At 59.6% G+C, this 19,283-nt stretch carries 19 protein-coding genes; 2 read left to right on the forward strand and 17 right to left on the reverse strand.

The window, feature by feature from the left end:
* Positions 1 to 200: 200 nt before the first annotated feature.
* From AC10V3_RS16300 to rfbB, 8 genes are read right to left on the reverse strand one after another with little or no spacing between them, the layout of a single operon-like run.
* On the reverse strand, positions 201 to 947 hold the full coding sequence (locus AC10V3_RS16300) for an ABC transporter ATP-binding protein (RefSeq protein WP_490922568.1): 747 nt from the start codon (positions 945 to 947) through the stop codon (positions 201 to 203).
* Positions 944 to 1,753, reverse strand: a complete 810-nt coding sequence (locus AC10V3_RS16305) for an ABC transporter permease (RefSeq protein ID WP_490922570.1) — start codon at positions 1,751 to 1,753, stop codon at positions 944 to 946. Before AC10V3_RS16305 ends, AC10V3_RS16300 begins: the two co-directional genes overlap by 4 nt.
* Positions 1,740 to 2,249, reverse strand: a complete 510-nt coding sequence (locus tag AC10V3_RS16310; RefSeq protein WP_490922571.1) for a GNAT family N-acetyltransferase — start codon at positions 2,247 to 2,249, stop codon at positions 1,740 to 1,742. The genes AC10V3_RS16305 and AC10V3_RS16310 overlap by 14 nt, the downstream gene beginning before the upstream one ends.
* Positions 2,246 to 3,373 carry a DegT/DnrJ/EryC1/StrS family aminotransferase gene (locus AC10V3_RS16315; protein WP_490922573.1) on the reverse strand — a complete coding sequence of 376 codons (1,128 nt, stop codon included), beginning with the start codon at positions 3,371 to 3,373 and terminating at the stop codon, positions 2,246 to 2,248. Before AC10V3_RS16315 ends, AC10V3_RS16310 begins: the two co-directional genes overlap by 4 nt.
* Before the next feature lie 34 nt (positions 3,374 to 3,407).
* Positions 3,408 to 3,959: a dTDP-4-dehydrorhamnose 3,5-epimerase gene (gene rfbC, locus AC10V3_RS16320; RefSeq protein WP_490922575.1), complete on the reverse strand. Its 552-nt coding sequence runs from the start codon at positions 3,957 to 3,959 to the stop codon at positions 3,408 to 3,410.
* Positions 3,956 to 4,837, reverse strand: a complete 882-nt coding sequence (gene rfbA, locus AC10V3_RS16325) for a glucose-1-phosphate thymidylyltransferase RfbA (RefSeq protein ID WP_490922576.1) — start codon at positions 4,835 to 4,837, stop codon at positions 3,956 to 3,958. The genes rfbC and rfbA overlap by 4 nt, the downstream gene beginning before the upstream one ends.
* A complete protein-coding gene (rfbD, locus tag AC10V3_RS16330) occupies positions 4,834 to 5,799 on the reverse strand; it encodes a dTDP-4-dehydrorhamnose reductase (RefSeq protein WP_490922578.1) in 966 nt (321 codons plus the stop codon). The genes rfbA and rfbD overlap by 4 nt, the downstream gene beginning before the upstream one ends.
* Positions 5,789 to 6,853, reverse strand: a complete 1,065-nt coding sequence (gene rfbB / locus AC10V3_RS16335; protein ID WP_490922579.1) for a dTDP-glucose 4,6-dehydratase — start codon at positions 6,851 to 6,853, stop codon at positions 5,789 to 5,791. The genes rfbD and rfbB overlap by 11 nt, the downstream gene beginning before the upstream one ends.
* A 247-nt stretch (positions 6,854 to 7,100) precedes the next feature.
* Between rfbB and AC10V3_RS16340 the strand changes: the two genes are divergently transcribed.
* Positions 7,101 to 7,928, forward strand: a complete 828-nt coding sequence (locus AC10V3_RS16340; protein ID WP_490922580.1) for a symmetrical bis(5'-nucleosyl)-tetraphosphatase — start codon at positions 7,101 to 7,103, stop codon at positions 7,926 to 7,928.
* Positions 7,929 to 7,993: 65 nt separating this feature from the next.
* Here the strand turns inward: AC10V3_RS16340 and AC10V3_RS16345 are convergent, their stop codons facing one another.
* The 9 genes from AC10V3_RS16345 to AC10V3_RS16385 all read right to left on the reverse strand — a co-directional run bounded on the left by AC10V3_RS16345 (position 7,994) and on the right by AC10V3_RS16385 (position 17,551).
* Positions 7,994 to 9,826: a glycosyltransferase family 4 protein gene (locus tag AC10V3_RS16345; RefSeq protein ID WP_490922582.1), complete on the reverse strand. Its 1,833-nt coding sequence runs from the start codon at positions 9,824 to 9,826 to the stop codon at positions 7,994 to 7,996.
* 17 nt (positions 9,827 to 9,843) lie between these two features.
* Positions 9,844 to 11,769, reverse strand: coding sequence for a glycosyltransferase (locus AC10V3_RS16350; protein WP_490922583.1), 1,926 nt, complete (start codon positions 11,767 to 11,769; stop codon positions 9,844 to 9,846).
* Between the two features lie 191 nt (positions 11,770 to 11,960).
* Positions 11,961 to 12,803 carry a lysophospholipid acyltransferase family protein gene (locus AC10V3_RS16355; protein WP_490922585.1) on the reverse strand — a complete coding sequence of 281 codons (843 nt, stop codon included), beginning with the start codon at positions 12,801 to 12,803 and terminating at the stop codon, positions 11,961 to 11,963.
* The gene (locus AC10V3_RS16360; RefSeq protein WP_490922587.1) at positions 12,800 to 14,083 is read right to left on the reverse strand and encodes a dihydroorotase; all 1,284 of its coding nucleotides are present in this window, start codon (positions 14,081 to 14,083) and stop codon (positions 12,800 to 12,802) included. Before AC10V3_RS16360 ends, AC10V3_RS16355 begins: the two co-directional genes overlap by 4 nt.
* 56 nt (positions 14,084 to 14,139) lie before the next feature.
* The gene (locus AC10V3_RS16365; RefSeq protein WP_022536335.1) at positions 14,140 to 15,114 is read right to left on the reverse strand and encodes an aspartate carbamoyltransferase catalytic subunit; all 975 of its coding nucleotides are present in this window, start codon (positions 15,112 to 15,114) and stop codon (positions 14,140 to 14,142) included.
* A 98-nt stretch (positions 15,115 to 15,212) separates the two neighbouring features.
* Positions 15,213 to 15,743, reverse strand: coding sequence for a bifunctional pyr operon transcriptional regulator/uracil phosphoribosyltransferase PyrR (gene pyrR / locus AC10V3_RS16370; protein ID WP_022536336.1), 531 nt, complete (start codon positions 15,741 to 15,743; stop codon positions 15,213 to 15,215).
* Positions 15,740 to 16,165, reverse strand: a complete 426-nt coding sequence (ruvX, locus tag AC10V3_RS16375) for a Holliday junction resolvase RuvX (protein ID WP_490922588.1) — start codon at positions 16,163 to 16,165, stop codon at positions 15,740 to 15,742. Before ruvX ends, pyrR begins: the two co-directional genes overlap by 4 nt.
* Positions 16,158 to 16,730, reverse strand: coding sequence for a YqgE/AlgH family protein (locus AC10V3_RS16380; RefSeq protein WP_490922590.1), 573 nt, complete (start codon positions 16,728 to 16,730; stop codon positions 16,158 to 16,160). The genes ruvX and AC10V3_RS16380 overlap by 8 nt, the downstream gene beginning before the upstream one ends.
* A gap of 113 nt (positions 16,731 to 16,843) precedes the next feature.
* Complete coding sequence (locus AC10V3_RS16385; RefSeq protein ID WP_490922591.1) at positions 16,844 to 17,551, reverse strand: 16S rRNA pseudouridine(516) synthase; 708 nt, start codon at positions 17,549 to 17,551, stop codon at positions 16,844 to 16,846.
* 163 nt (positions 17,552 to 17,714) lie between these two features.
* Between AC10V3_RS16385 and AC10V3_RS16390 the strand changes: the two genes are divergently transcribed.
* Positions 17,715 to 19,271, forward strand: a complete 1,557-nt coding sequence (locus tag AC10V3_RS16390; protein ID WP_490922592.1) for a cryptochrome/photolyase family protein — start codon at positions 17,715 to 17,717, stop codon at positions 19,269 to 19,271.
* Positions 19,272 to 19,283 lie beyond the last annotated feature (12 nt).

A 19,283-nucleotide genomic window follows, 5' to 3' on the forward strand; every position in this document is an offset into this window, starting at 1 on the left:
GGCTACCAGTTTTCCCCTTATTTCCGTTTCACGAACAAACAGAAAAGAGAGGAACCGCGCCTCGACGGAGCTATACCAGGAGTACTAGGCAACTGATGGGCGGTTGGTCGCGTAAAATGTAACTGTACGGTGGGTCATGTCAGCACTCCCTCATCACCCACGGAGTTGCCAACGCCAGATTTTTATGGCAACAGCGAAAATTACCGAGCGGCATGGGCTGAGTACTCAGCCAATACTTCTTTGACCGGTCCATCCATCGCCACCTCTCCACGACGCAACCAGATTGCGCGCTCGCAAAAATCTTCCACAAGCGACAGGGCGTGACTGGAGAATACGAGTATCTTCCCCTGCTCCATGAACTCATACATCCGGCGCTTCGCTTTTTCCGCGAACACCAGGTCACCGGCCCCCATGACCTCATCGAGCAGGAGAATTTCCGGATTGATCGCTGTCGAAACGGAGAACGCCAACCGGATAAACATTCCCGCAGAATACGTCTTCACGGGATAGTCTAGGAAATGGCCCAACTCGGAGAATTCCGCAATATCGTGAATTCGGTCTTCCACCTCTTCGGGGGTGAGACCCAGCAGCATGGCTCTTATGCGAATGTTATCCCACCCGGTTTGAGTCATTTCGAAACCCGTGGCCAACTCAAACATCGGCGATACATGCCCGACTACTTCAGTTTCACCCGACGTCGGAGGATAAATTCCTGCCATCACTTTCAGAATGGTGCTCTTACCTGCCCCATTCAGCCCCACCAAACCAACGCGCTCCCCGTGATTAATCTCCACGTTCACACCCTTGAGCGCATCAACATACTGACGGTCGTTCGCCCCGCCCCCGCGCAAAACGTTCAGGAGCGCTCCTTTTAAACTATCCTGCCGCAAAGAAACGTCGAAGCGAACTCGCACGTTTCGTAAGCTAATTTTCAAGTCGGTTGTCATAGAACGTAGACGATCCGGTGCGACATCTTTTTCACCACTGCGATTGCAACAACTCCAACCACGACGGCATATGCCAATGCCATCCAACATACTTGCTCTGGTGGCGCACTGCTTCTCAGCAGGGGATACCGGACAATCTCCATCACGTAATAGAGCGGATTAAGTTGGTACACAAGACCGATACCCCGATCCTTCAGCATCTCCACCGTGTACATTACCGGAGTAACGTAGTAGGCAATCTGCATCAAACCACCCAACAGATGCGGAAGATCTCGATACCTTGCGGCAAGATGCGCCACAATGACCAAGTGGATGAAATTAATTACGAGAAACAACAGAAATCCAGGTATCACCCAAAGCACACCCAAGTCAAAATGGCGCCCATAAGAAAGGGAAACCACCAAGAAGACGAGAATACCAACACCAAAAACAAAGATGTATGGCACCATTGCGCGATAGAGATACGTCACCTTCGGGAACGAGAACTGCTTTATGTAGCCTTCCGCATTCACAAAAGCATTCCCACCCTCAGTCAGAGCGGCCGTCATAAAAGTCCATATGGCCAGTCCTAACGTGAGAAAAGGTAGAAACTCCTCCATTGGCTGATGAAACAGCTTGCCGAATATGATACCCACCGCAGCCATCGTGGCCGACAGATTTACCAATATCCAAAGCGGGCCAAGAACCGAATTTCTGAATCGTCCTTTTACATCTTGAACGCCCATATGGAGCCAGACTCGCCACAGTTTCGCTGCAGCTACATATTCAGACAGCGGATGATTCCGGCTACTCTTATATGCCGCCATCTAAATTGCGCTCCATCTTGATTAATGCACCATCCCTTCCAAGTTCTCGAAAACCCAATCGCTGGTAGAGGCCGAAGGCATGTGTATTGGACTCCAGCACTTCAAGATACGCCGCCGACAATCCAAGCTTGTCGCGCGCGAACACCAGGAGTGCCTCAATTGCCCGGCGCATCTTTCCTTGGCCGGCAGTTTCCGGCGCCACGACAAAGCGGCCGATTTCGGCACGCCCAGACACCACATCCACGTCGTAGATTGCCACCTGTCCGACCAGTGCGCCGGTTTCCGTATCGTGTACCACGAATACGAAATCGTCGGGCTTTTCTGAGTACTTCCGGAACCAGCCTTGGTGGCCTTCCAGGGTAAGCACGTCAGAGAAAATGAACTGCTGCCTGACGCCCTCGCGGTTGCGCCAGGCAAGCGTCAACGGAAGGTCTTCCGTCGCAAGAGGGCGCAGTTGCACCCCCTTGGCTTCGAACGGCTCGAAGTTTGGCTTCATGCTGCGTACTTGCGAACCAGTTCACAGACGAATTCAACATCCTTGCGGCTGACACCCATGTGCATCGGCAGCGAAAGCACTTCGTTGCTGGCAGCGTGGGCGCGCGGGCACTTACCCTTGCCGCTTGCGTACATGCGGTACTCGGTGTTGTCCCGATAGTGGACTCCCGGGTACACCTCATGCTCGTGCAACGCCAGCATCAGTTCATCACGGTTCTTGACTCGAATCTGGAACAGATGGCGCGACGAGTCGCAGCCCTTGGTGATCGGCGTCAGACGGATGTTGCCGTGGCCCGACAGCAGTTCCTCATACCAGTTGGCCAGTTGGCGGCGGTAGGCATTGTCGTTGTCCAGGTACTTCAACTGGACCAAACCGATGGCCGCCATGATCGAATTGCCGTGGTACTTGTAACCGACCTCCTCCACGTCGTACATCCACTTGTACGCGCCTTGCGTGGTGGTACGGGCGAACGTGTCCTTGTTGATGCCCAGCCACGTCATCTTGCGCACGCGCTCGTCGTCCTCAGCTTCCTGGAAGCAGATCATGCCCGAGTCGGCCGTCGGCAAGTTCTTCACGGCCTGGAAGCTGAAAACAGTCACGTCGGCGTCATGGCCGACGTGGCGGCCGTTATGGCGCGTACCGGACATATGGGCCGCGTCAAGCACCAGCTTGATGCCCTTCTCCTTGCACATTGCGACCACCTTGTCATACTGGCCGACGTTGCCACCCAAGCCAACGAAGATCACGGCGCGGGTACGGTCCGTGATGCGTTCCGCGATGCTGTCCGGATCCAGGCACAGGGAATCATCGACGTCCGCGAAAACGGGGGTCAGGCCCGAATACAGGATGGCGTGGTTCGTGGAAACGAACGTCAGCGGCGTGGTAATGACTTCGTCGCCGTCGGCCCAGCCATACTTGGTCTTGAACAGTTCAAAGGCCAAGTGCAGGCCAACGGTATTCGAGCCGAGGAAGTGGGCGTGCGGCAGGCCCGTGTAGGACTTCCAGGCTTCTTCCATGGCGTTGGTCTTGAAACCCAGGCCAGTCCAGCCCTTCTCCAGGCATTCCTGGATTTCTTTCAGGCATTCCTGAACGCGAAAATTGGGTACAAACAGTTGGATCGCCATCTTTTTTCTCCCAGGGGAATTCATATGTAATTAGTTACGCAAACAACTCTGCGGCCGCAAGCGCAGGCGCGTCCTCATCCTTCTTCGACAGGCTCGGCGCGCCCTCGAATGGCCACTTGATAGCCAGCGCCGGATCATCCCAGCGCAGCGAACGCTCGAACTGGGGTGCGTAGTAATCCGTGGTCTTGTAAAGGAACTCGGCACTCTCCGACAGCACGACAAAGCCGTGCGCAAACCCCTCGGGTACCCACAGCTGGCGCTTATTCTCTGCCGAGAGCTCCACGCCCACCCATTTGCCGAAGTTCGGCGAACTGCGCCGGATATCCACGGCCACGTCGAACACCGTGCCGGCCACCACCCGCACCAGCTTGCCCTGCGGCTGCTGGATCTGGTAGTGCAGGCCACGCAGCACATTCCGTGCAGAACGCGAATGGTTGTCCTGCACGAAATCCCGTTTCAGGCGCGTGGCATCCTCAAACTGCCGTGCATTGAAGCTTTCGAAAAAGAACCCTCGGTCATCGCCGAATACTTTTGGCTCGAGGATCAGGACCTCGGGAAGTGCAGTCTTGACAACGTTCATGCTCATGCAATCGACTCCTTCAGCACCTGCTGCAGGTACTGGCCATAACCATTTTTGGACAATTCAGACGCCACTTTCTGCATCATCTCCGCAGAGATCCAATCGCTGCGGAATGCAATCTCTTCCGGGCACGCCACCATCAGGCCCTGGCGTTTCTGCAGCGTCGCGATGAACGTTGCCGCTTCCTGCAGCGAATCATGCGTACCGGTATCCAGCCAAGCATATCCGCGGCCCATGATTTCCACGTCGAGCTGGCCGGTCTCGAGGTAACGCTTGTTGACGTCGGTGATTTCCAGCTCGCCGCGCGCGGACGGGCGGATATCGGCGGCGATATCGCAGACCTGGTTGTCATAGAAGTACAGGCCGGTAACCGCATAGTTCGAGCGCGGCTCGCGGGGCTTTTCTTCCAGTGACAGCGCACGGAAGCTCTCATCGAACTCGACCACGCCATACCGCTCGGGATCGTGCACGTGGTAAGCGAATACTGTGGCGCCGGTATCGCGCGACGCAGCCCGCTGCAGCTGCTTGGCCAAGTCGTGGCCGTGGAAGATGTTGTCGCCCAGGATCAGCGTGGACGAATCACTCCCGACAAACGACTTGCCGATGATGAATGCCTGAGCCAGGCCGTCCGGAGACGGTTGCACTGCATACTGCAGATTCAGACCCCACTGGCTGCCGTCGCCGAGCATTTCGGTAAAGCGCGGCGTATCCTGCGGCGTCGAAATGATCAGGATGTCCCGAATACCCGCCAGCATCAGTGTGCAGAGCGGGTAGTAAATCATCGGCTTGTCATAGACGGGGAGCAGCTGCTTCGAAACCGATCGAGTAATAGGATAAAGGCGGGTGCCAGAGCCACCGGCCAGAATGATACCTTTGCGTTTCATTTTCTGTCTTCCGAAATCCTGTTGGCTGTCACCAGGGCAAACTCTGCGATATCGATGAACTCACGCAGCGTCCGTTCAACGTCTCGGTTCCATTGTGGAATGGCGATGCCGAACGCATCGCGCAGCTTGGAGGTATCGAGACGAGAATTCGTCGGGCGGGGGGCCGGGCTGCCGTACTCCTTCGCACTGATAGCGTGGATCCGCTCCGGCGAGAGCGCCAACGGCACGCCATTTTCCAGAAGATAGCGAACGATATGCCTCGCATACTCGCACCAGTTGGTCTCACCCAGCGCCGCGAGATGGTAGATGCCAGGGACGAATCGCTGTTCCGCACGGTTGAGGTATCGTGCCACAGCAAATGCCGTGACATCGGCGACCAGCGACGCCGGCGTGGGTGCCCCCCACTGGTCAGCGACGACATTCAGCGATTCCCGCACGGTTGCGGCACGTACGATACTCTTGAGAAAGTTGCCCCCATGCAGACCGTACACCCAGCTGGTGCGGAAAATCAGGTAGTTGTCAGTCGCGGCTTCAACCAGCCGTTCCCCACCCAGCTTAGACTTGCCATACGCCGAAAGCGGATTCGGCGCATCGGTCTCGACATACGCCCCTGCCTTCTCGCCGTCAAATACGTAGTCGGTCGAGTAGTGAACCATCAGTGCACCCACCGACTCAGCTTCCTCGGCAAGGACGCCAGGTGCTACCACATTGACGGCGTCGGCCAAGTCAGTTTCCTCCTGAGCACGGTCCACTGCCGTATAGGCGCCAGCATTGACCACGACGTCCGGCCGCACATCACGGACTGCCTGCCTGACACTTTCCACGTTGGAAAGGTCACATTGACGACGGTCCATCGACACCACGGTACCCTGAAGTGACAGGCTGCGCGTCAGCTCAAATCCAAGTTGACCATTGCACCCGGTAAGGAGAATGGTAGGAAAGAAGCCTTTGTCAAGCGGCATACTGTTTCGCCACCCAGTTCCGGTATTCTCCCGACATCACGTCCTGAACCCAGGCCTGGTTTTCCAGGTACCACTGCACCGTCTTGCGCATGCCTGTCTCGAACGTCTCGGCGGGCTTCCAGCCCAATTCGCGCTCCAGCTTGCGGGCATCGATCGCATAGCGGCGATCGTGTCCGGGTCGGTCCTTAACGAAGGTAATTTGGTCGCGGTACGAGCCGTGGGCCTTTGGGCGCAGTTCGTCGAGTAGGTCGCAAAGCGTATGCACGACGTCGAGGTTGGTCTTTTCGTTCCAACCGCCAACGTTGTAAGTTTCGCCGAGGCGGCCGCGAGCAAGCACTTCACGGATCGCCGAGCAGTGGTCGCCAACATACAGCCAGTCGCGCACATTTTGGCCATCGCCATAGATTGGTAGTGGCTTGCCGGCCAGCGCATTGGCGATGATCAAGGGGATCAGCTTCTCTGGGAAATGATACGGTCCGTAGTTGTTAGAGCAGTTGGTCGTCAGGACCGGCAGACCGTAGGTATGGTGGTAAGCGCGGACCAAGTGGTCCGCGGCGGCCTTGGAAGCCGAATATGGGCTGTTGGGCGCGTACGGGGTGATTTCCGAGAACTGCGGGTCCGTTTCGCCAAGCGAGCCGAACACCTCGTCTGTGGACACGTGCAGGAAGCGGAACGTAGATGCTTCCAGCCCTTTCAGGCTGTCAAAGTAGGCGCGCGCGGCTTCCAGCAGCGTGAACGTGCCGACAATATTGGTCTGGATGAACTCGCCCGGCCCGTGAATGGACCGGTCAACGTGGCTCTCAGCTGCGAAATGCACAACGGCGCGGGGCTTGTAGGTGGCAAACAATTGATCCAGCGCTGCCCGGTCGCAAATATCCGTTTGCGAAAAGACATGACGCTTGTCGCCATCCAGGGAGGCCAGCGTCTTCCGGTTGCCAGCGTAGGTGAGCTTATCGACATTGACGATGCCGTCGGCTGCCTCGTCGTGCAACCATGTCAGAACGAAGTTAGCGCCGATGAACCCTGCGCCGCCGGTGACCAAAATATGCGACAAAGCTTTGCTCCCTGCTTCGAAATGTTTCGAGGACCCGACAAAAGCCGAGCGCCCGCCTGATCCTCTTCCGGATGGCGGGACATTAAGTACTTGCAGAAGTGGCGGTATTCTATCCGACTGGCTGGCTCGCCCAGCCGATGTCCCGACTCTTTTTGTAGCCTGTTGTAACGATTTGGCCGGTTAACGGTCACATCGCTACAAACAGAAGCGACTGAATTTCCTTGTTACGTATCTTCAACGCACAAAAGTGATATTAACAGCACCTTACGCCATTGGCGACCTTCAGGGCTGCGCGGACTCACTGGAGCAGTTGCTTAAGCAACTGCCGCCTGATGCTCCCCTGCGCTTCGTCGGCGACCTCGTCAACCGGGGCCCCTTGTCGCTCCAGACACTACGAATGGTTCGCGATATGGGAGCGCGGGCGAAAACCGTACTCGGCAATCATGACATTCATCTTTTGGCCGTCGCGGCCGGTGTGCGCAAGAAGGGCAAATCCGACTCGCTTGACGACATCCTGGCCGCCGCCGATTGCAGCGAGCTGTTAGCTTGGCTGCGCCACCAGCCACTGGCGCTGTGCGAAGAAGGCTTCCTGCTCGTCCATGCCGGCGTACTACCACAGTGGACCGTCAGCCAGGTCATGGACCTCGCCGCGGAAGTCGAGCAGCAGTTGCAGGGACCTGATTGGCAGAGCTTCCTAGGCGACCTATTTGGCAACGCGGCTGACCGCTGGCATGACGGGCTACATGGCATCGAGCGCCATCGGGTAGTGGTCAACGCACTAACGCGCCTGCGATACTGCGATACGAACGGGGTGATGGACCTGGCCACAAAAGAAGGCCTTGGCAAGGTGCCGCCCGGCTTCTGCCCGTGGTTCGACGTGCCAGGCCGTCGCACCAATGGCACGCCGATCGTCTGTGGGCATTGGTCGACCCTAGGCCTCGTCGTACGGCCCGACCTGATCGCGCTCGATACCGGGTGCGTCTGGGGCGGCAAGCTCACAGCAGTGCAGCTCTCACAACCACCACAAGCTCGCACTGTTATCCAAACAAGCTGCCCAATGTATCGCAATCCCTAAACGAACACCGCGAGAAGCGGCTGCTAGCCGATGCAACCAGCCGCAATCCCATTGCCAAACGCCGCTTACGTCACGGAGACAAAGGGCAACTTCCGAGCAGGCAGAAGTCCAGCTAGCCGATCACGTACCACTTCATAAACCCAAATGGGTCCTTCGCAATCCTTCGCGAATAGCCGCAAAAAATATGTTCTCCTTCCTCCTTTTACTGCAGAGCGAAGCGGGATGGAAACGGGAGCAGACGAGTCGATAGAAGAAACCGGCAGCGTTTCATGTGAAACTATCTCACCTTTCTCATCGACAAGTTCCATACCAAAAATCCCGCTCATACCGGCAACCGAAATACTCACCGCCGTGCTGACGGTATGAAAGTCTAAAGGCAAATTATCAATCCGATATTCTCTATAGGGAACGGAACGCAGGTCGTCGGACAGTAACAACCTCGTACCATCGCGCATCCCCCGGTCAGAAATGAACCGAACAATATCGTCGAATTCACGAGAAACACTGGCCCAAAGGTCTTCTTTTCCCAAAAAACGCCGGCGGAAACGGTGAATACGGGAATGCTGCATGCCCACGAAATACTCAGCGAACTCTATCGCGCGAGCCTTATGCACTGACGATTGGCCGGTTATCAACATCGGTGCGGCATAAGTTGCACCATGCCCGATGAGTGGCATGGTGACCGCGCGCTTCAATCCGGTATGCCGCATCGCAATGTGCCTCTTATTTGTCAGGGCATCGTGCGTTGCGCCGTCAACCACCTCCAGCAGGCGGTTAGCGTACAAGTTCGCCAGATATCTAATCTCATATCGAGATTCGGCAAGCTCTCGGCCGCTGTTTCCCATTTGGCGCGCGACTTCGCGATTCTCGGCGAGGAACTTTATCTTCTCCGCCAATGCCGATACATTGTTTTTTTCGATCAGGAACCCAGTGACGCCATCGTCAATAATGGCTTCTGGACCACCACATCTTGTCGCAACAACCGGTCGACCCCGACTCATGGCCTCGATCGTCACAAACGAGAAGGATTCTAACTGACTCGTTACGATAACCGCTGCCGCGCTGTCATAGATCTCATTGATCTTTGTGGATTTCTTATGGATATATACGATCTTGCCCAGGCGCGCCTCCCATATGAAGTCAGCCAGCAATGACGCATATGCGGGGTCGCCCTCTCCATAAATATGGAACTCAAAATTGGTCAAGCCGTCGTCCCTGAGTCGCTTGGCCGCTTCAGCAAACATTAGAACGTTTTTGTTTACTTCCAGCGAGCAAAGCATAACGAACTTGAGCGGACCTTCAGACTCCGTTTCAACTTCCGACCACGTCGAGCAGTGAGTACCGTTTGGAATGACCTCAATCGATTCCCGGGGAACACCGTAAAAATCCACATATAGATCCGCCACCATCTGGGATGGGCAAATAACAGTCATGGCAGAGAGCATCTGCGCCGGATCTTCAAATGACCACAAACTTGCGTTGAGGCGCCCGTAGAGCCTTTGACTAATCATCCCGTGAGAATGAAGGACGACCGGCAGCTCCAATTTCGCTGCCGCATATACCGCAGCCGACAGCGCATTGGTGTTGACTACCACCGCATCAAGTTCTAATTCTTTGAATAAAGTGGTAAAGCGATCCTCAATAACACGGGCCTTCTCCTCCATCGCATGTAGGTGAAACAGATCGCCCGTACTTGGCAGAATCGTGTCGTAGTCCAATTCTATGGTAGGGATTCCTGCATTCCGCACCTCATCCTGAATCGGGCCTGACAGCATCGGAAAGATGGCGACAGGCTGTATGGAATCAGGGAGGTTGGTAATAAAATTCGCAAAAGCCCGCTCTGCACCGCCCGTCCTCGGGGAGTGCGAAACAAATGCAATCCTAGTTCCTCTAGTCATGACCTTTCTTCTTCCCCTCAGCGACGCACCGCCTCAAGGAGCAGCCCGTAGAACTCATCAAGAACAACCGTCGTGGAGAAGTGCTCCCTAACATCTTCCATCGCACGCTTCGCAAGCCTTGAACGCAAGGGCCTGTCGTCTACCAACTCTTCGATGGCGGCTACCCACGCATCCTTGCTCTCCTCTACTAGCAGTCCCGTCTCATATGGCTTAACAAAGCTACGATAGGGTTCGACATCGCTGTATATCCCCACAGCACCGATAGCTGAGATCTCTAAATACTTATTAGGACACTTGGAGGCCTCGGTTCGTGTTGAGCCTAACGGCGCGATGAGAATGTCAGGCACTCGATTGCTCAAAAGACTTGCATAACGCCGATAACCGAATACGTAAGGCTCTATCTTCACCTTCTCTTTTGGTAGGCCCACGAATTCCCGCGGAACTACCGTCGTCATCACGAACAGCTCAATATCATCCCGCATCTCGGCAACTTCCCGGAGTGCAGCGAAAGCAGTTGTAGCCTGCCGAGCGGTACCAACATAACCAACCATGGTCTTCTGCCGGCCATTCCGATTTGCAGGATTGAACAGAGAAAGATCAATATTTGTTGGCAACAATGTAACTCGCTTTGCATAAGGGGCTATGTCTTCCGCGAGGATCTTGTTATAAGTTAAGACCGAATCGGCGTTACGCAGGCAATGAAGGAAATTCTCGTACATTTCCGCACCCGGCGAGAATAATGCAGCGTACTCAGGCCACTCCTTCCCAACCACAAACCAGTTATCATCCAGCATGTAGATTGTGGGAATAGAATTAGCGACACAGAAATCCATCAGCCTACAACCCTCCTCCGACTTGACCCTGCTAAAAAAGACCAAGTCACTCTTGAGCAAATCTGCTTGCGTCGCTGCGGTATCCAGTATCGTGCGCCACGTAATCTTACTCGATTTCTCCAGAATGGAAAAATAATTGAAGAAACAGAGCTGATTATGTGCCGGCTCATTCGGCCCACCCAAAACCGTAACGCGAAGGGGCAAATCTTCCGACGCCTCTCTGGAAAAAGTAATATCGCCAGCCCTCTTTACAATTCCGCTAGATAGCGCAAATCGCTGCAATTGAGAAAACAATCTCGCACTATCACTCGGCGATAGGCTTTGCGAAAATTCGGACACGTCATCCCAGTCGATAGATTGATTCGACCTTATGACCTCAGAGTTTTGGCCACGCATTATACGACGCGCCATGATATCGCCACTTACTCCCACATCACAGGTAAGCGGATATGAATACCAGGTCCAAACGCTCGATGGGACGCCCAACGACCTACATGAGAATGGGCTTTCCCTACTAGCCCTTAGCGTAAAGTCCCACCAGAAGCCTCGCTGAAGCAGCGGAGATGACGAAAATCCTCCGATACGCTCAAACATCTCCCTGCGAACCAAACATGAGTTCATCGGAACGATATCCGCTAGTTCAATCCATCCGGGTGGATACGAATCGGGTCGCACCGAAGGGCAATGCCACAACCAAGACTCCAATCTTTGTCCATTCGCATGAAGCGCGGAAGGCCCGGCAAGTAGATCGACGCTCTCGTCGATTCCGTCGGCCAGGTTTCTTAGAGCGCGTGCCCAGGCTCGGCTATCAACGCCTGGCCAGATGAACGCCAAGAACTCACCATTCGCTTCGCAGGCCGCAATATTAAATAAATGACTCGGCATTGAATTACAATGCGCAGTCAAGAATTTGAACGATTTATTCTGTGGAATTGCCGAGAAATCCGCAGTTTGACTCCAGTGCTCACCGTCCGCAACGAAGATAACCTCAAGGCGAAGCGTTTCAATTGCATAGGCTTCTGCGAGCCCACTCAACAACTGCGGCAAGTGAGGCTGCACTTGCAGGTAGTCACCAAGCAAAGGAACTATTGCAGTGATGCTTTTCTTCATAGGCTTGTAGCTTAAGGTAGGTAATCAAAATAATGCCAGAGACTTCTTGGCCACATTTCTACTGAAGACTCCACGATGATAACGAATCCAGGGAAAACTCACTGATTCGGATCCCTCATGGCGAGAGCAACAGTGCAGATACTGAACCCAAAGGCCGTGCCCAACGGCATCAGAGCCAGTTCGGTCACAGACTATTTCGATTCGGACGCTCCAGCCTCCACCGACATCTCAAGCCGGTCGGAGCCGCGGGGATGTATGGGCGACGAAGCGGTTTCACAGCTTAGGTCGACGTCCGGAAACCGTAATCTCGTCACCAGCTCCTGTGCTGATTCCGCCAGCTCGCGCCGGGTTACCGATGTGGCGTACAACAACGGCCCCACCGCCAGCCGGACCTTGATCCGCGGCGCGCGCAGGATGGCCTCGAGCGATTGCAGCAGCGTGGTGTCACCGATGTAGGCGGCCGCCAGCGTCGGCTGTCCTGTTGCCGCATCGAGATAATTCAGCCCCAGCGGCTGCACCGGCAACCCGCCGGAGATCGGCGCCTGCATCAGGTTCGCGTGGAACGGCAGCACCGCGGTGCCATCGGTGGTGGTGCCTTCCGGGAACACCCCGACCAGGTCGCCCTGCAGCATCACGTCGGTGATGTTGTGCAGCACGCGGTGCGCGTCACGCTTGCGGCCGCGTTCGATAAAGATGGTGCCGGTCTTGTCGCACAGCCAGCCGATCACGGGCCAGTCGCGGATCTCGGACTTGGCGACGAAGCGCACCGGCCGCCAGCAGTGGATCACGTAGATATCCAGCCAGGAAATATGGTTGGAGACCACCATCGCGCCCTGGCGCGCCGCGCCGTGCACCGCGGCGCCGGTGGCGTCGACCACTTCCAGTTCCACGCCCAGGATGCGCAGCAGCCGGCGCGACCAGCGCCGGATATGCCAGGCGCGCGAACTCACGCCCAGCCACGGGAACAGCACGGCGCAGGTCAGCAGCCCGCGCAGCAGGTGCAGCACCAGCGCGGTCTTGCGCAGCCAGATCATGCGTTTGCGTGGTTTCCGTAGACGACCTGGCCGCCGACCAGCGTCATGCGCACCTTGCCTTCCATCTCGTAGCCGAGCCACGGCGAGTTCTTGCCCTGGCTCTTGATCGAGCGGCGGTCGACCTTCCACACCTGCTTCGGATCGAACAGACAGATGTCGGCGGCGCTGCCCGTGGCAATCGTCCCGGCCTTCAGGCCGATCACGCGCGCGGGTTCCGAGGTGATGCGCGCCAGCGCCTGCGCCAGCGGCACCTTGTGCTCGGTGGCCCAGCGCAGCGTCAGCGGAAGCAGCAGTTCCAGGCCGATGGCACCGGGGGTGGCTTCGGCGAACGGCAGCAGCTTCTCGTCGTCGTCCACCGGGGTGTGGTCGGAGCAAAGCGCGTCGATGGTGCCGTCGGCCAGCGCGGCGACGATGGCGTCACGGTCGCGGGTGCTGCGCAGCGGCGGCGAGAAGCGCATCTGCGAATTGAAGTAGCCGATGTCCATGTCCGTCAGCGAGACGTGGTGGATATTGACGTCGCAGCTCACCGGCAGGCCTTCGCGCTTGGCCTGGCGCACCAGTTCCAGCCCCGCGGCCGAGGACAGGCGGCACAGGTGCACGCGCGCGCCGGTGCTGCGCATCAGTTCGAAGATGGTGTGCAGGCGCACGGTCTCGGCGATCACCGACACGCCGGACAGGCCCAGGCGCGACGCTACCGCGCCGCTGGCCGCCACGCCGCCGCCGAGGAAGGGGTCTTCCGGGCGCAGCCACACGGTGAAGCCGAAGGTCTGCGCGTACTGCAACGCGCGCAGCAGCACCTGGGTGTTGCGCACCGGCTGCTCTGCCTGGCTGAAGCCGACGCAGCCGGCCTCGGTCAGCTGGTTCATCTCGGTCAGGATCTCGCCCTTGAGGCCCAGCGTCAGCGCACCCAGCGGGTAGACGTGGGTCTGGTTCAGCGTGCGGGCGCGGAACTTGAGCATCTCGACCAGGCCGGGCTCGTCCAGCACCGGGTCGGTGTCAGGCGGGCATACCAGGCTGGTGACGCCGCCAGCGGCCGCCGCGGCGACTTCGGATTCGAGCGTGGCCTTGTATTCGTAGCCGGGCTCGCGCAGGCGCGCGCACAGGTCGACCAGGCCCGGGCACACGATCAGCCCCTTGGCATCGATGGCCTTGTTGGCGGTGAAATCCACCGGGGCGCTGCCCACGCCGACGATCTTGCCGGCGGCGATATAGAGGTCCTGCGTGGCGTCGGTGTTGCTGGCCGGATCGATCAGGCGGCCGCCCTTGATGTGAATCTTCATAGCTTGGCTTGTCGTGTCGCTTGGCGTGTTCGGTATGTTGTGGCTCGACGGCATCGTTATTCGTCGCTGTTCCCGGCCACGATGCCCATCACCGCCATGCGCACGGCGATGCCGAAGGTCACCTGGTTCAGGATCACCGATTGCGGGCCGTCGGCCACGGCGGAGTCGATTTCCACGCCGCGGTTCATCGGGCCCGGGTGCATCACGATGGCGTCGCGATTGGCCAGCGCCAGGCGCTCCGGCGTGAGGCCGTAGGCCTTGAAGTATTCCTGCGCCGACGGCAGCAGCGCGCCGCTCATGCGCTCGTTCTGCAGCCGCAGCATGATGACCACGTCCACGCCCTTCAGGCCCTCTTCCATGTTGTGGAAGACGCGCAGGCCCATCTGCTCCAGCCCGGTCGGCAGCAGCGTGCGCGGCCCGATCGCGCGCACTTCCGGCACGCCCAGCGTGGTCAGCGCGTGGATGTCGGAGCGTGCCACGCGCGAGTGCAGGATGTCGCCGACGATGGCCACCGTCAGGTTGGTAAAGTCTTTCTTGAAGTGCCGGATCGTGTACATATCCAGCAGCCCCTGCGTCGGGTGCGCGTGGCGGCCATCGCCGGCGTTGATCACGTGCACGTGCGGGGCGACGTGCTCGGCGATCAGGTAAGGCGCGCCCGAGCTGGCATGGCGCACCACGAACATGTCGGCGGACATGGCCGACAGGTTGTTGATAGTGTCCAGCAGCGACTCGCCCTTGCTGGTCGACGAGGCGTTGATGTTCAGGTTGAGCACGTCCGCCGACAGCCGCTTGGCCGCGATCTCGAAGGTGGTCCGGGTGCGGGTGGAGTTCTCGAAGAACAGGTTGAACACGCTCTTGCCGCGCAGCAGCGGCACCTTCTTGACATCGCGGTCTGAGTCGGACAGCGATACGAACTGGCTGGCGGTGTCGAGGATGTGCGTGATCATGTCACGCGACAACCCCTCGATCGACAGCAAGTGCTTCAGTTCGCCATTCTTGGTGAGCTGCGGGTTGCGGAACGTCTTGGTCATGGCTGGTCGGGCGCGGGCAAAAAACGGGGGGATCTGGTCTCAGGGCGTGGTGTCAGGCGCGCCGGGTGCGCGTCGGGCAATCGGGCATGCAGGCCGGCTCAGTTTCCGGCGGTCGGTTCGGTGGCGAAGGCGAAGCGCGCCGCGGCGCCCTCGCCCTGGCGCGACAGCACCAGCGTCGTGCCGGGCGGCAGCGCCATCTCGGCGGCGGTCAGGTCGGCGGCAACCGGCAGCTGGCGCCCGCCGCGGTCGACCAGCACGCCCAGCGCCACGCGCGCGGGGCGGCCGTAGTCGAACAGTTCGTTGACGGCGGCGCGGATGGTGCGGCCGGTGGCCAGCACATCGTCGATCAGCAGGATGTTGCGGTCTTCGACCGAAAACGGCAGCGTGGTCGGCTGGGCCTGGCTGTGCAGGCCCTTCTTGGCGTAGTCGTCGCGATGGAAGGCGACGTTGATCACGCCATGATCGGGCAGATTCAGGTCGGCGGCGAGCCGCGCGGCGATCCATGCACCGCCGGAATGAATGCCGGCCACCGACCAGCGCGCGCGCTCGGCGTCGGGAATAAGCGCCCGGGCCTGGTCCAGCAGCTTGCGGTACAGCGACTCGGCGTCGGGAACGGAAATCTGCGTCATAGCGGGAATTGGTCGAAATATTGTTGCAGGATGATGCGGGCGGCTTCGGCGTCCAGCTCACCGCGGCGGGCGCCGGCCATCGAGGCGGCGCGCGAGGAATAACGTTCGTCCACCCATTCCACCGGCAGATTGAAGCGGCCGTTGAGCTGGTTGCCGAAGCGCCGCGCCAGCCGCATCATCGGCTGCTCGTCGCCTTCCGGGTTGACCGGCATGCCGACGATCAGCTGCACCGGGTTCCACTCGCGGATCAGCTCGCCGACGGCCTCGAAGCGGCCTTCAACCGTGATATTGGGGAGGATGGTCAGCGCACGCGCCTCGCGCGTGATGAAATTGCCCAGCGCGACGCCGATCTTTTTTTCGCCATAGTCGAATGCCAGGACCGTGCCGTCGCGGGGCAGTTCGAGCCCCACGGCGTCAGGCATGCCCGGCCTCGCCCGACAGCATGTTGACGTCGACGCCCAACAGGCCGATGGCCGCGGCAAAGCGCCCTTCGGGCGGCACGCTGAAGATGATCTCGGGATCGGCCTGGACGGTCAGCCAGCCGTTGCGGCTGAGCTCTTCCTCCAGTTGGCCGGCACCCCAGCCGGAATAACCCAGCGTCAGCAAAAAGCGGTGCGGGCCGCTGCCGTTGGCCACGGCCTCCAGCACGTCCTTGGAGGTGGTCATTTCCAGTCCGCCCGGCACCGCCAGCGACGAGACGTAGACGCCGAGCGGGTCGTGCAGCACAAAGCCGCGCTCGGTCTGCACCGGGCCGCCGAAATAAACCGGCTGGTGCGCCACGGGCTGGATCTCGAGCTTGAGGTCGATCTTGTCGAACAGCGTGGCCATGTCGATATCGATGGGCCGGTTGATCACCAGCCCGAGCGCGCCACGCTCGTTGTGTTCGCAGATGTAGACGACGGAACCCGAAAAGGTCGGATCGGCCATGCCAGGCATGGCAATCAGGAACTGATTGGTCAGATTGATGGGTGCTTCGGGCTTCGCCATGCCTTGCATTTTATCAAATCGCCGGGGGTCTTCCGGAAAAGATTGGCGGGCGTTGCAGTGCAGCAATGAGCGCCCGGCCACGCTGTCCGCTTGTCATCAAACTGCCGTTCGCCTTATTCCTTGCCGCTCAGCAGCGCCAGGTCTTGCGCCGTCAGCCAGCGCCACTCGCCTTCGGCCAATGCGGGATCGAGCTGCAAACCGCCGATCGCGCTGCGATGCAGCGCGTCCACATGGTTGCCGGCCGCGGCCACCATGCGCTTGACCTGATGGTACTTGCCTTGCAGCAGGGTCAGCCGCAGGCTGCGTTCGCCGGTGATCTCGCAGGCTTCTGCGGCGATCGGGGCGGGTTCATCGATCAGCTGGACGCCGGCGCACAGCGCCTCGGCCTGCGCCTGCGTGACCGGCTCGGCAGTCGTCACTTCGTAGACCTTGGGCACCTTGCGCTTGGGCGAGGTCTGGGCGTGAATGAACTGGCCGTCGTCGGTCAGCAGCAGCAGGCCGGTGGTGTCGTGGTCTAGGCGGCCCACGGCCTGCACTTCGCGCTGGCGCAGCGGCACCGGCAGCAGGTTGTACACGCTCTCATGGTGGCGCGGGCGCTGCGAGCATTCGTAGCCCGTCGGCTTGTTCAGCATCAGGTAGGCCTTGGTGCAGGCGAGCCATTCCTCGCCATCGACGGTCAGCCGCAGGCCGTCCACTTCGAACTGCGCGCGCGGGTTTTCGCACAGTTCGCCGTTGACCTCGACCAGGCCGGCGGCGATCAGGTCGCCGCAGTACCGGCGCGTGCCAAAGCCCTGGGATTGGAGGATACGGTCGAGTGTCATGTGTGCTTCGGTAAGAAAGTTGCAGTGGTGTCCGGAATGGCAGGGCGGCGGCTTGCCGTTGCCGCCTTGCTTCGCCGAATCGCTATGTTAGGGTATCGCGGCGACCGCCCCTGCGTTCGCGCGATTTCCCATTGTCCTGGTTTCCTTCAATCGACAGGCGAGCATGCAGGCAGCAGACACTCCGGCATCGGCGCGCAAACCCTACCGGATCGGCCAGCACTTCGAGCGCGGGCTGGTCTGGTTCCGGCGCGACCTGCGCACCGCCGACCACGCGGCGCTGCATTATGCCCTCAGGCACTGTGCCCGGGTGTGGTGTGTGTTCGTGTTCGACCGCGACATCCTGGATCCGCTGCTGGCACGCGGCCTGCAAGCCGACCGGCGCGTCGGGTTCATCCGGCAATCGCTGCTGGAGCTGGCCGACACGCTCACTGCGGCCGGCGGTGGCCTGGTCGTGCTGCATGACCGCGCCGAAGACGCCATCCCAGCGCTGGCGCGCGAGCTCGATGTGCAGGCCGTCTTCGCCAACCACGACTACGAGCCCGCCGCCAACGCCCGCGACGAAGCCTTGCGGCGCGCACTGGCGGCGCAGGCGCGCGTGTTCTTCAGCTTCAAGGACCAGGTGGTGTTCGAGCGCGACGAGGTCCTGACCGGCCAGGGCAAGCCGTTCTCGGTGTTCACGCCTTACAAGAATGCCTGGCTGCGCACGGTGCAGCCATTCGACCTGCGCCCCTATCCGATCGCCCCGTACCTGCAGGCACTGGCGCCGTTGCCGCAGGCGCACCGCAAGCCCGTGCCGACACTCGAACAGCTCGGCTTCCGCGAAAGCAACCTCACAGAGATCGCCATGCCCACCGGCGCCTCGGGCGCGCTGGCACTGTTCGAGGAGTTCAGCAACCGCATCGGCGACTACGGCCGCCGGCGCGACTACCCTGCCCTGCGCGGCCCGAGCTACCTGTCGGTGCACCTGCGCTTCGGCACGATCTCGATCCGCACGCTGGCGCGCACTGCGCATGAAGCCGTGCTGCGCGGCGGCGCCGACAGCGTGGGCGCCGCGGTGTGGCTGTCCGAACTGATCTGGCGCGATTTCTATTTCATGATCCTGCACCACCATCCGCGCGTGGCGGACGGCGCGGCCTTCCATCCGGCCTATGACAACATCCGCTGGCAGGACGGCGAGACCGGCGAACGCTATTTCCGCGCCTGGTGCGGAGCCGCCACCGGCTATCCGCTGGTCGACGCCGCCATGCTGCAGATCCGGCAGAGCGGCTATATGCACAACCGGCTGCGCATGGTCACGGCGAGTTTCCTGGTCAAGGACCTTGGCGTCGACTGGCGACGGGGCGAGCAGTACTTTGCCGACCAGCTCAACGATTTCGACTTTGCCGCCAACAACGGCGGCTGGCAGTGGGCAGCCTCGACCGGCTGCGACGCGCAGCCGTGGTTCCGCATCTTCAACCCGGTGACGCAGTCGGAGAAGTTCGATCCGCAGGGGCGCTTTATCCGCAAGTACCTGCCGCAGCTGGCGGCGCTGCCGGACAAGTACCTGCATGCGCCATGGACGGCGCCGGAGGACGTGCTGGCGGCTGCCGGCGTGCGCCTGGGCGACAACTACCCGCGCCCGCTGGTGCAGCATGACGTGGCGCGCAGGCAGACGCTGGCGCGTTATGGGGTGGTGAAGGAAGCCGGCAAGCGCGACGCGGCCGGCATCATGGAGGACTGAGGCACCTCGGGA

The organism is Cupriavidus sp. PB-02 (genome assembly GCF_058252315.1).

Bases quoted from the DNA above. Each gene is read 5' to 3' on its own strand.
- pyrR (WP_022536336.1), bottom strand. From the start codon at position 15,743: ATGACGCAGATTTCCGTTCCCGACGCCGAGTCGCTGTACCGCAAGCTG.
- AC10V3_RS16350 (WP_490922583.1), bottom strand. From the start codon at position 11,769: ATGAAGAAAAGCATCACTGCAATAGTTCCTTTGCTTGGTGACTACCTG.
- ruvX (WP_490922588.1), bottom strand. From the start codon at position 16,165: ATGCCTGACGCCGTGGGGCTCGAACTGCCCCGCGACGGCACGGTCCTG.
- AC10V3_RS16315 (WP_490922573.1), bottom strand. From the start codon at position 3,373: ATGGCGATCCAACTGTTTGTACCCAATTTTCGCGTTCAGGAATGCCTG.
- AC10V3_RS16385 (WP_490922591.1), bottom strand. From the start codon at position 17,551: ATGACACTCGACCGTATCCTCCAATCCCAGGGCTTTGGCACGCGCCGG.
- AC10V3_RS16380 (WP_490922590.1), bottom strand. From the start codon at position 16,730: ATGGCGAAGCCCGAAGCACCCATCAATCTGACCAATCAGTTCCTGATT.
- rfbD (WP_490922578.1), bottom strand. From the start codon at position 5,799: ATGCCGCTTGACAAAGGCTTCTTTCCTACCATTCTCCTTACCGGGTGC.
- rfbA (WP_490922576.1), bottom strand. From the start codon at position 4,837: ATGAAACGCAAAGGTATCATTCTGGCCGGTGGCTCTGGCACCCGCCTT.
- rfbC (WP_490922575.1), bottom strand. From the start codon at position 3,959: ATGAGCATGAACGTTGTCAAGACTGCACTTCCCGAGGTCCTGATCCTC.
- AC10V3_RS16365 (WP_022536335.1), bottom strand. From the start codon at position 15,114: ATGACCAAGACGTTCCGCAACCCGCAGCTCACCAAGAATGGCGAACTG.
- AC10V3_RS16345 (WP_490922582.1), bottom strand. From the start codon at position 9,826: ATGACTAGAGGAACTAGGATTGCATTTGTTTCGCACTCCCCGAGGACG.
- AC10V3_RS16390 (WP_490922592.1), top strand. From the start codon at position 17,715: ATGCAGGCAGCAGACACTCCGGCATCGGCGCGCAAACCCTACCGGATC.
- AC10V3_RS16360 (WP_490922587.1), bottom strand. From the start codon at position 14,083: ATGAAGATTCACATCAAGGGCGGCCGCCTGATCGATCCGGCCAGCAAC.
- AC10V3_RS16300 (WP_490922568.1), bottom strand. From the start codon at position 947: ATGACAACCGACTTGAAAATTAGCTTACGAAACGTGCGAGTTCGCTTC.
- AC10V3_RS16310 (WP_490922571.1), bottom strand. From the start codon at position 2,249: ATGAAGCCAAACTTCGAGCCGTTCGAAGCCAAGGGGGTGCAACTGCGC.
- AC10V3_RS16305 (WP_490922570.1), bottom strand. From the start codon at position 1,753: ATGGCGGCATATAAGAGTAGCCGGAATCATCCGCTGTCTGAATATGTA.
- AC10V3_RS16355 (WP_490922585.1), bottom strand. From the start codon at position 12,803: ATGATCTGGCTGCGCAAGACCGCGCTGGTGCTGCACCTGCTGCGCGGG.